An 11,309-nucleotide genomic window follows, 5' to 3' on the forward strand; every position below is an offset into this window, starting at 1 on the left:
GTGCTCCGAGGGCAGAAGGCAGTGGACCTTAACAAGACGCACACGGTCCTCATACTCGGCTCGGGCATATCAGGTCTTTTACATGTCCAGATGGCAAAGCTTAAGGGCGCCGCAGTAATTTCCACGGATGTCAACGAATACAGGCTGAATAAGGCAGTTGAATTCGGCGCTGATTATGCTGTCAGGGCCTGCCAGTATTCAGCGGATGAATTAAAAAAAATGAACAACGGCAATCTGGCGGATGTTGTTATTGTTTGCGCCGGCGCAAAAGAAGCTGTCAACGACGCGCTCAACTCCGTTGACAGGAAAGGCACTATAATATTTTTCGCCGTGCCAAGCGAGGACATAACCCTGCCCTCCGTACGATTCTGGAGGGATGAGATGACCGTGTTATTTTCATATGGCGCCGCACCTGAGGACCTTCGTGATGCAATGCAGTTAATCGGCAGTAATATGATTAATGTCAGGAAGATGATAACTCACAAACTGCCTTTTTCCGAGATACAGGAGGGATTTAAACTCGTTTCCGAGGGAAAACGGTCTCTGAAGGTTGTGATGGTTCCTGATGAGCCGAAGTAATTAATTAATGTCTAATTACAAAGCTCAAATGCCAATTTTATTTGAAATTTAGATTTTAGAATTTGACATTATTTTGTTTTTGTCCTTGCCTGAAGCACGCTGTCTTTGATTTTTAAAGACTGATCAAGCATCATGACATATTTAATGTACTTAACGCCGAATTTCATCAGTTCTATCTCGTCTGTCCTGATTTTTTCTATTTCTTTTTCTTCAAGGTCAAAGACGTCAAGGAACCTGCTGTCAAAAATGAATCTCCTGAAGTTGTCCATATCATAGCTTGCCATGTAGAACTGACGCAGTTTTTTTTCGTCAGGCTCGGGCTGTCCCGGGAGATTTCTTCTCAGTTGCATTGCCTTCCAGTCCCTGTTCATCTCATCATACAGCTGAACCTCCTGATCTATCCGCCATGATTCAATGGTCCAGCTTTTGTTTTCATCAAAGCCGAAACAATGAGGCTCATTAATGAAAAAATAAAATTCTTCGTCCTCAGGCCCGTCTTTGCCTGCGACTTTTAACGTGCCCTGCCCTATCGGATAGTAGCGGCAGCTCGCAGGCCTGTCAGTGTAAATTGTACAGCCCTCAGGCGTAACAAAGGGGCATTTTCTCTCCTTATTATCAGACATCTTCAGCATTACATGAGGATGTGAGGATTTATCATCAATTTTTATATAGGTGTATTCTGACAGGAATTTGTCTGAGGATATCTTGAGCCTGTTCTTCAGCCTCAGTATGTCATATGGCATAAGAAAGATTTCTATGTTACTGCAGCATTTGGTGAAGCACCTGATTCCCTTATGGCATCTGAATTTGAACTTAGCATTCAAGTCCAGCTTTGTCGGCATTACTACATCCATATTTGGCATTGTCTATCTCCTGATATCTTTATTAGTTAGTTTTTAATACCCCATCCCGAAAGCCTTCGGGACTGTGGGATTTCCTTGTTTCTGTCATTCTGGCTTGTCCAGAATCTTTCTGAAGGATTCCCGACAAGCGGGAATGACGGCTAAAGAAGCACAATTTAATATAAGGCATATGTGTCTGAGAAACTTTAAGGCAACACCTTAGAGTCATGCTGCCTTTTACAAATAGTTTAGGGCAAATACTTAAAACTTTTTGCAGCATGACAGATAATAATCATTGTTGTATTCTTAAAGTGTTGAAGATATATATGCCGTTATTGTGCTACCCCTCTTCTTAACCCATGACCCCTTGAACCCTACTTAATTACAATTCCCGCGTATCCGACCACGGCAGAATAATCGCCACTGGCGTCGCCTGAGGTCATATACTTAACAAACGCCGCCTTTTTAGCGCCCAGTTTCTTAACTGCAAAGAGCATTGCAGTCACAGGGGCAAATCCGCACATGCTGATGTTTTCTCCGGTGACCGTTTTATACAATCCTTCAGGGTCAAGGTCCAGTATCTTGTTAATGGCTTTTTTATCTTTAGCCCTTGCTGCAGAATCCGGTTCATAATGGCTCATGTCAGAGCTTGCAACAATCGTGACAGGATATTTAGTATCCTGAACGGCGTCTGCCAAAGCCAGACCGACTTCCCTGCATACATCCAATGAGTATGCCATCATTATAACAGGCACAATCAATACATCAGATGAAAAATGCAGTATAAACGGCAGCTGCACCTCAAGCGAATGCTCCATCAAATGCGCCGTGCTGTCTTCCTGAATCAAAGGAGAGCACTGCATAATTTTTTTTGCAAGCGCTTTGTCTATCGTCAAAACGCCTGTCGGAACCTCCCATTCCCCGTCTGCCATTAAAGATACGGGCTTGCCTAATCCTGTATGGTTAGGTCCGATAAGTATAAAGGTATGGGGAATTTCAATCCTTGAGTAAACAGCGCCGGCAACACTGCCTGAATACATGAGCCCCGCATGCGGGGATACAACACCAATAACCTTTTCTTTGGCGGCCGACTCAATATATCGCTGGACCTCTTTTAAAAGTCCTGCAGAAGAACCCTGATAAAACTGTCCCGCCACTGCCGGCCTGCGTTTCATATTGTATTCCGAATCTTGTATAACGGCATATATGCTTTCAAAACTTTGGGGAATTAAAAGGTTTCCCTGTCCGAATAAGCTTTAAACTTTGTGAATTTATCAAGAAATGTGAGTTTAATTTCCCTGGTAGGCCCGTTTCTTTGCTTAGCCACATTCAGCTCGGCAACCCCTTCCTCAGCATCTTTTGCCTTATAATATTCCCCTCTGTACAGAAACATTATTGTGTCAGCATCCTGCTCAATGGCGCCTGACTCCCTTAAATCGGCAAGTAAAGGGCGTTTGTTGTCTCTTTGTTCACAGCTCCGGTTAAGCTGACTTATTACAATAACAGTGATGGAGAGATCCTTTGCCAGCGCCTTTAATGAGCGTGATATTTCTGAAATCGCCTGCTCCCTCTGGATAAAAGAGCCTTCACCCCTCATGAGCTGAAGATAGTCTATGATTATAAGTCCTAATCCGTGTTCGGCTTTAAGCCTGCGCGACTTGGCTCTTATCTCAAGCACTGAATTAAAAGTGTCATCTATATAAATTTTAGCCTCAGCAAGACGGCCTGCGGCAGCAACAAGTTTTCTGTAATCTTCCTTTGTGTGATAACCCGAGCGCACACTTTTGGAATCCACCTCTGCCTCAGAGCACAGCATCCTCAGGACAATCTGGGCGCTTGTCATTTCAAGGCTGAAAATAGCCACAGGGAGATTGCCTTCTATTCCGACGTGCGCGGCGATATTAAGGCAAAAAGCGGTTTTACCCATTCCGGGTCGTGCGCCGATTACTATTAATTCGCCGGGATGGAATCCCGTGGTGAGTGTGTCTATGTCATGGAAGCCGGTTGCAAGTCCGGTTATGAATTCTCTATTATTATAAAGCTTGTCTACTAAATCTATGGTATCCTTAACAACACTGCTTACGTGGACTACAGTGCTTCCCACAATCTTTTCGGATATCTTAAATATTTTTTCTTCAGCCTTGTCTAAAAGCTGGTTAACCTCAAGTCCTTCTTCATAACTCAGGGTTATTATCTCAGTGGCAGTCCTGATCAGGTTTCTGAGTACGGCTTTTTCCCTGACAATTTTTGAATGGTATTTAATATTTGCAGATGTGGGCACCATATTGACAAGCGCACTGAGGTAGGAAGCGCCGCCTATTTCCTCAAGCTGACCGTTTCTGCTGAGCTGTTCAGTAAGGGTAATTAAATCAACCGGCTCGTTTTTCTTGTACAAGTCCAGCATCCCGAGGTATATTTTCCTGTGTGCGTCCCTGTAGAAATCATTGGGGGAGAGGATTTCTACGGCAATGGCTATTGCTTCATTTTCAAGCAGAATTGAGCCTAAGATAGACTGTTCTGCCTCTAAATTCTGGGGCGGCAAGCGGTCAACTGCAAGGTCAAGCTCTTTCATTTTAGCAATAAGGGATACGTTAAAAAATTAAAACTACAGAGAACACCGAGAAAAGAATTCATTTTAAATTTAGCATTGCAAATTTAGCATTTAAAATTTGCATTTTGAAATGATAATTGATAATTTTGCAATTAATACTTTGTATTATTCAGCCTTTTTTACCTCTACATTTATACTTGCTGTTACTTCAGGATAAAGTTTAACCGATACGGTATATGTGCCGAGTCTCTTTATGGGTTCTTCTATCTGTATCTTGCGCTTGTCAACAGTCACTCCCTGCTTTGATAAAGCCTCGGCAATATCCATGCTCGTAACAGAGCCGAACAGCTTGTCTTCCTCGCCGGCCTGAGCTTCTATGACAACGCTTAATCCTGTCAGCTGTCCTACAAGGTTTTGAGCGTCGGCCTTTATTTTTTTAGCGCGTTCAAGGATTATTTTTTTCTCGTGTTCAAACTGCTTGATATTTTTAGTGCTGGCCTCTGCGGCTAAATTCCGTGGAATGAGATAGTTTCTTGCATATCCGTCTGCCACATTTACGACGCTCCCTATGTCGCCGAGACTTTTAACTTCTTCTTTTAAAATGACCTTCATTGTAATCTCCTTTATGCGTCAAATTCTTAAAACAGAAATCCTGAATTCTCCGGCAATTATCAGATTTGAATAAACAGGGGTTCGGATATCAGGATTTTGAAATCAAGAAATTTTACCAATTACGCCTGTCTGTTGTCAATCAGCGGACCTGCCCGGCAGGAATATCTTGCCCGGATTCATTATCCCTTTTGGGTCAAAAACTTTTTTAATGGATTTCATAAGACCTATGCCGTCAGATGAAAGTTCCATATCCAGATACTCTGACTTAGTCAGCCCTATCCCGTGCTCTCCTGAAATAGTCCCGCCGAGTCTGAGTGTGGCGTCAAAAACATCTTTGACAGAATCCTTGGCCCTTTTATATTCTTCGGGATTATTTTTGTCAGTCATTATGTTTACGTGTATGTTGCCGTCGCCTGCATGCCCGAAATTAACTATTTTTATCTTATACTTATCTCCAATCTTCCTGAGCAGACGGATCATCTCAGGAATCCTGCTTCTCGGCACTACGATGTCTTCATTAATTTTTGAAGGACTTATCCTGTAAAGCGCCGGCGATGCGGCCCGCCTTGCGTCCCAGAGCCTTTTTCTTGAATAATTATCATCTGCTACGCGTACATTGGCGCCCATTGAAGTGCAGATTGAGGCAATTTTTTCCGCATCTGAATTTACTGCTGCAGAGGCGCCGTCCACCTCTATTAAAAGCAAGGCCTCGGCATCCAGGGGCAGACCGGCAGGCTTATAATTTTCAACGGCAGTTATCGCCTCATGGTCCATGAATTCAAGCGTCCTCGGAATTATCCTTGATGCAGTTATCCGCGTAACCGCCTCTGCCGCTGAATCAAGATTTGAGAATATGCATAAAAGCGTAACTATTTCATCAGGCAGGGGCAGTACCTTTAAAAATATTTTTGTAATGACTGCAAGCGTCCCTTCAGAGCCTACAATAAGCCTTGTTAAATCGTAACCCACTACCCCTTTATGTGTTTTTACGCCTGTTGTCAGAGACCTGCCGTCCGGGAGTACAACTTCAAGCCCCATCACATAATCCCTTGTGACTCCGTACTTGAGCGCCCTGGGCCCTCCTGCGTTTTCTGCAACATTGCCGCCTAATGTGCAAAAATCCATGCTTGCCGGGTCCGGGGGGTAAAAAAGTCCCCGCGGTTCCAATTTGTCCTGCAGTCTGGAGTTTATGACCCCGGGTTCAAGCACAACTACAAGATTTTTTTCATCTATATCAATAATCCTGTTCATACCCTCAAGCGAAAGTATGACTGAATCGCGTATGGGAATTGAACCGCCTGTCATGCCTGTCCCTGCGCCTCTCGGAATCAGAGGGATATTGTGCTCAAATGCAAAGGCAACAGCCTTTGAAACCTCGCCGGCATTGAGAGGCTTAACTACCGCAGACGGAAGCCCTTCAACCGGTGAAGCATCAAAACTGTAGCAGAAAAGCTCTTCAGGGTCTGTCAGCACCCTTCCGGGGAGAATATCGCTGATGTCTTTCATTTTTTAGAGTTTATATAACGGCATACATGCCCTCAAAACTTTAAGAATGCAACAATGCCTGCCTGCCGCAGGCAGGATTATTATCTGTTATGCTGCAAAAAGTTTTAAGTATTTGCTTTTGAATTGCTTATAAAAGGCAGCATGACGTTTAGGTGTTGCCCTTAAAGTTTATCAGGCACATATGCCGTTATATCACGCCTTTCCCCATTACGCGTCACACATTACAGTCTTTAAGTCTTTGCCATGTGCATTGAAATAACTTTTGATGTGCCCGGCTCTTCCATTGTAATCCCGTAAATATAATCGGCAGACTCCATGGTCCTGCGATTGTGTGTAATTGTGATGAACTGGATGTTTTTTGCAAGCTCTGTGAGCAGGACGGTAAATCTGTCCGTATTTGACTCATCCAGCGGCGCATCAACCTCATCAAGCAGGCAAAGGGGAGTGGGCTTTATCATAAAGCTTGCAAAGAGAAGCGAAAGGGCTGTTAAGGCCTTTTCTCCGCCTGAAAGCAGCGTCAGGCTCTGGAGTTTTTTGCCGGGCGGCTGCGCAACAATTTCTATGCCTGCCTCAAGTATGTCCTCAGACGTAAGAATAAGTTCTGCCCTGCCTTTGCCGAAAAGTATTGCAAAGACCTCTTTGAATTTTGCGTTCAAGGACTCAAATGCGTCAACAAGCATTTTATGCGTGGTCCTGTTTATTTTTGAAATTGCATCCTGCAGTGAGTTTATGGACTGAAGCAGGTCGTCCTGTTGTTTTGTCAGGAATTCATACCGCGTCTTAAGCTCTTCAAATTCTTCCAGCGTACCGAGGTTGACGGGTCCGATCTCCTGAAGCTTTTCTCTGAGAGACGGCAGGCGCTCCTCTTCCTCAGACAGCGCTGCATCAGCCTGGTCCTGCCCTCCCGGGATAAGAGCAATACCGTAAGATTTCTTTATGTCTTCCTTAATATGTTTTAACTTTAATGATGATTCTGCTTTCTTTACTTCAACTTGAGCAAGTTCCCTGCGGACGCCCTCAATCTCGGATGAATAAGCCTTCATCTGCTGTTCCATAAGATTCAGCTCTGCGGTTTTAGCCTCAAGTAGGTCCTTCATCTTTGAGGATTCCGACTGCAATCCACTTATTGCCGCAACAGATGATTTCAGAAAGGCTTCTTTTCCTTTTATCTCCTCATCTCTTAAAACGAGCAGACGGTCAATTTCAAGGCGTTCTTCAGATATTTCATTCTTCTTGTTTTGAATGTCTGATAACGCCGAGCCGAGCCTTTCCTTTTCCCTGGCCAGCGCATCTATCTTTTCCATGAGGGCGGCCGCAGTCAGCCTGATTTCAGTAAGTTCGGAGCGCAGTTTCTCAAGAAGCTCTTTTTTATCTGCGATTGCGCCCTGAAGGCCCTTTATTTTATCTTCCAGCGCAGCTCGTTCTTCTTCCAGGGTTCTGCAGGTCATGTTTTTTTCATCCAGAGCCTGCCGTATTGAATCCAATTCCCGGCGGTATTCGTCAGACTCAAGGGAAAGGTACCGAAGCCTCTTTTCCTGACTCAGGCTTTCCTCCTGCAGGCCGACGAGCCTAAGCTGTATCTCGTGGGCGTCAGACTGAAGCCGTGATATTTCACCGGTCAAAGAGGCTATGTCACTTTCTGCTGCTGCAATACTGCTTTTTAATGACGATATTGCATCTTCAATGCCGAGAATCTGGTTTTTCCTGATTTCAATATTTGCCTTAAGCGCCTTTATTTCACGTTTAACCTTCAGGACGCCCTTTTCCGTTCCGCCGAATACAACACCTGAAGGTTCAAGGACCTCGCCTTCAATTGTGACAATAAATTTCGGACCTCCGTTAGAGCCGGCAAAGGAATCCGGCCAGAGTTCAAATGCCGTATTCAGGTTATTGACTACAATTACATCATTAAGCAGGGAGGCCGCAATTTTTTCAAAACCCTCCCTGACCTTAACAATGTTGATGGCCCTGCCGATAATATTGCCGCCGGAATCATGTGCCTCGGATTGAGGAATTAAGGCGGGAGAATTTATGTTTGTAGGCATAAAGGCGCTTCTGCTCATCTTATGTTCCTTTATAAACCAGAGCGCCTTTTTGACTTCGTCGTGGTCATCTACAACTGACGCATTGAGTTTCTCGCCCAACGCCGCCTCAATGGCCGTTTCAAATTCAGGCGGACTTTCAAAAATATCCGCGACCTGACAGAGAATTTTTATATTTTCCCCTATTCCATCTTTTTTATCCCTGTATACTTCAATCAGCGAGTCAAGTCTTGAAATCATTGAGGCCAGCTCTTCACGTTCCTTATAAAGCCTTTCTTCCATCCCGGACTGCTCCTCTTTTTTTCTGTTCATCCCGTCAAGAAAGTTTTCCCTAAATTCAGTCTTGTCTTTAATGGCCTGTTCTAATTTTAAATGCGTGTCTTTTAATTCCTGCAGTGAAGCTTTCAAGGAAGAAAGTTTTTCTTTAACTGAATTTATATCTTCAACATCCCGTCTCTCTTTCTTATTCAGATCCTCAACCAGCGAGGTCAGATTGCCTATCTCATTTTTCAAAACACTGACGGCCTCAGCCCTGTTAAAAAGCTGTTTTCTCTCAAATTCAAGCCCCTGCTCCAGACCCTGAATCTCATGTTCCATTTCCGCAAATTGGACACTTTCGGCTGTGAGGGTATCTTCAAGGCCCGATAACTCGGAATTTATTTTTATATCGTTTTCTTCAGCCTCTTTTGACTGTACGCTGACGCTTTCCATCGCAGCCGTTAACTCGCCGTCTCTTAAAAGCAATCTTTCAGCTCTGCCCCGCAGATTTTCGCAGTCATTCTCAAGGAGCGCTATTTTGCCCTCACATTCTGTGACTTCTTTTTCAGAAGAATAAAGTCTTGCCTGAATCTCATTGAGCTTCTTCTCATTCTCAAGGCATATAAGTTTTTTCTGTTCTATTAATGCCTCTGTTGAATGGATGCTCGACGAGAGCTGCGCCTCCCGGGACCTAAGCGTATTTTCCGACATGATTAATCCGGAAAGTTCTTTATCCAGAAGGCCTGCATCCCTTACCGCTATTTTAATCTCAATTCCCTTTATCTCTTCAAAAAGCTTTTTATATTTTTCCGCCTTTTTTGCATACCTGTCAATTGAATTGATTTGGCGCTTGACCTCTGCGATTATGTCCTGCAGGCGCTGCAGATTTATCTGCGACGCCTCAAGTTTTTGAAGCGCTTCAGCCCTTCTCACCTTGTACTTCATAACTCCGGCGACTTCTTCTATCAGGAACCTCCGGTCCTGAGGCTTGGAGTTGAGAATCTCATCCATCCGGCCCTGCTCAAGTATTGAGTACGCCTTCAGCTCAAGCCCTGTATCAAGAAACACGTCTTTTATATCTTTGAGACGGCATTGAACTTTGTTCATCAGGTATTCGCTCTCGCCGGATCTGAAGAGCCGTCTTGTGACTGAAATCTCTTCGTTTTCAGCCGCGCCTGATAATGTAAGTGTTACTTCACCCATGCCCTTTGGTTTTTTTGTGACAGAGCCGGAGAAGATGACGTCTTCCATACTGCCGCCTCTCAGGCTTTTGGCGCTTTGCTCTCCGAGGACCCACTTAAATGCATCCACGATATTGCTTTTGCCGCAGCCGTTGGGCCCGACAATTGCAGTTATTCCGGGATGGAAATTAAATGTAGTCTTTTCAAAAAAAGATTTAAAGCCTACTAATTCTAATCGTTCAACCCGCATAGTTTATATCCCTGCATTTAACCACAGCGTACAAAGAGTGTTTTTTCATTACAAAATTATCAATTATCATTTCAAAATGCTAAATTTGCAATGCTAAATTTACAATGAATATGTTCTCGGTGTCCTCTGTGGATAATAGATTTTACTCTCTTGCAATTTTGCGTATTTACTCTTAAACTTTATCTTAGGATGAAAAAGTTAGTAGTAATAATATATACGATTGCACTGTCTCTATCAAGTCAAAATGTCGCCGCCCTGCAACCCGTTGATATTGCTGGATTTCAAAAGGCATTAAAAGACGCGCATACCGGCGAGAAAATAGCATTCTGGGCAGAACAGCTCATCGGCGCCCCGTATGATACAGATATGCTTGGAACATATGTGCGCAGGGAAGTAATCGTCGCAGACGAAAAAATGGACTGCATGTATCATGTCTTCCGTTCGGCAGAGCTTGCGCTGAGCCATACGCCTGAGGAGGCTGTTTTAAAGGCTCTGGATTTGCGTTTCCACACAAAAGGAATGCTTAAAAACGGCAGGGTCCTGAATTATGATGACAGGTTTCAGTACGGCGAAGACATGATTGCAAGCGATAAATGGGGAGTGGATGTAACTGCTGGATTTGGCAAGACAAGCAAAATAAAAGGCTCAAGGAATTATACAAATTATGAAATCCTTTTAAAGCAGGATGTATTAAGCGCGGTTGAAAAGTTTAAAAGCGGAGATATTGTATTCTTTATCAAAGACCCTGAGAAAAGAACTGCCGGCGAAATTGTAGGACATATAGGACTCATAAAAACAGAAGACAGGGTGTCAAAGGGTCAAAGGGTCAGAGCAGTTTATTTAATCCATGCAAGCGGGGCAAAGGGCAGAAACGCCAACGGGCGGGTCATGAAAGTATTGCTTGGCGAGTATCTTAAATCCATGCCGTTTATCGGGGTAAAGGTTACGAGATTTAAATAAAAAAAGAGGGGAAGCGTATACTGCTTCCCCTCTTGAAAATTGTTTTAACTCATTATCCTAAAATGATTTCCCAGCTACCCATCCGCCGGTCCATTCAGTGCTGGTTGGCGGTGAACTACACCCTTGGCCAGTGGCAACAGTTATCCCATATGCCCCGTCTGACTCATTAGGATCTGTACATACCTCACCTGCTTCGCATATCCCATCATCATCACCTATCCCATCACCGATACTCTCTATAGGAGGAGCATCAATATCAGTATTTTCACAGTAGTATTTAGTTCCTGTATTGCCTCCGCCGGAGTAATCGATAATTGATTTGCCGGCGCCTTCATTCAGCTTCCAGTAGCCGATTAAATCAGAAGAGATTGTGCAATACCCATTATAGCCAAGCTCCTGATAATAACATTGTGCAATTTGAGATGCCGTCCTCGCCCCATTCCAGAAGCGCACTTCATCAACAGCGGCATTAAAGGTATCAACACCATAGTCCCCTATCTGCTCTCCAAGAGTAAAAGGATCGGTAAA

8 protein-coding genes and 1 pseudogene are annotated in these 11,309 nt (G+C 44.0%); 2 read left to right on the forward strand and 7 right to left on the reverse strand.

From position 1 onward, the window contains the following. A partial coding sequence (locus tag HZA10_09775) for a zinc-binding dehydrogenase (GenBank protein ID MBI5196599.1) occupies positions 1-579 on the forward strand: 579 nt, incomplete at its 5' end. A 68-nt stretch (positions 580-647) separates the two neighbouring features. Here the strand turns inward: HZA10_09775 and HZA10_09780 are convergent. The 6 genes and pseudogenes from HZA10_09780 to smc all read right to left on the reverse strand — a co-directional run bounded on the left by HZA10_09780 (position 648) and on the right by smc (position 9,821). Continuing rightward, positions 648-1,442 carry a YkgJ family cysteine cluster protein gene (locus HZA10_09780; GenBank protein MBI5196600.1) on the reverse strand — a complete coding sequence of 265 codons (795 nt, stop codon included), beginning with the start codon at positions 1,440-1,442 and terminating at the stop codon, positions 648-650. 353 nt (positions 1,443-1,795) lie between these two features. Next, entirely contained in the window at positions 1,796-2,596 is an 801-nt protein-coding gene (amrB, locus tag HZA10_09785; protein MBI5196601.1) for an AmmeMemoRadiSam system protein B, read from the reverse strand. Between the two features lie 53 nt (positions 2,597-2,649). Beyond that, a complete protein-coding gene (dnaB, locus tag HZA10_09790; GenBank protein ID MBI5196602.1) occupies positions 2,650-3,993 on the reverse strand; it encodes a replicative DNA helicase in 1,344 nt (447 codons plus the stop codon). Positions 3,994-4,137: 144 nt separating this feature from the next. Continuing rightward, a complete protein-coding gene (locus HZA10_09795) occupies positions 4,138-4,584 on the reverse strand; it encodes a 50S ribosomal protein L9 (protein MBI5196603.1) in 447 nt (148 codons plus the stop codon). A 135-nt stretch (positions 4,585-4,719) separates the two neighbouring features. Further along, entirely contained in the window at positions 4,720-6,090 is a 1,371-nt protein-coding gene (locus tag HZA10_09800; protein ID MBI5196604.1) for an FAD-binding protein, read from the reverse strand. Between the two features lie 230 nt (positions 6,091-6,320). Continuing rightward, a pseudogene (gene smc, locus HZA10_09805) lies at positions 6,321-9,821 on the reverse strand (chromosome segregation protein SMC). A 189-nt stretch (positions 9,822-10,010) separates the two neighbouring features. Here smc and HZA10_09810 point away from each other — a divergent pair. Continuing rightward, positions 10,011-10,781, forward strand: coding sequence for a hypothetical protein (locus HZA10_09810; GenBank protein ID MBI5196605.1), 771 nt, complete (start codon positions 10,011-10,013; stop codon positions 10,779-10,781). 57 nt (positions 10,782-10,838) lie between these two features. On the opposite strand, the gene HZA10_09815 is transcribed toward HZA10_09810, so the two are convergent. Continuing rightward, on the reverse strand, positions 10,839-11,234 hold the full coding sequence (locus HZA10_09815; GenBank protein ID MBI5196606.1) for a hypothetical protein: 396 nt from the start codon (positions 11,232-11,234) through the stop codon (positions 10,839-10,841). Between the last annotated feature and the right edge of the window lie 75 nt (positions 11,235-11,309).

The sequence above is a fragment of the Nitrospirota bacterium genome (assembly GCA_016212185.1).
Lineage (GTDB): Bacteria > Nitrospirota > Thermodesulfovibrionia > UBA6902 > DSMQ01 > JACRGX01.

Coding starts and splice junctions, on each gene's coding strand:
- dnaB (MBI5196602.1), bottom strand. CDS start 3,993: ATGAAAGAGCTTGACCTTGCAGTTGACCGCTTGCCGCCCCAGAATTTA.
- HZA10_09780 (MBI5196600.1), bottom strand. CDS start 1,442: ATGCCAAATATGGATGTAGTAATGCCGACAAAGCTGGACTTGAATGCT.
- HZA10_09810 (MBI5196605.1), top strand. CDS start 10,011: ATGAAAAAGTTAGTAGTAATAATATATACGATTGCACTGTCTCTATCA.
- HZA10_09795 (MBI5196603.1), bottom strand. CDS start 4,584: ATGAAGGTCATTTTAAAAGAAGAAGTTAAAAGTCTCGGCGACATAGGG.
- amrB (MBI5196601.1), bottom strand. CDS start 2,596: ATGAAACGCAGGCCGGCAGTGGCGGGACAGTTTTATCAGGGTTCTTCT.
- HZA10_09800 (MBI5196604.1), bottom strand. CDS start 6,090: ATGAAAGACATCAGCGATATTCTCCCCGGAAGGGTGCTGACAGACCCT.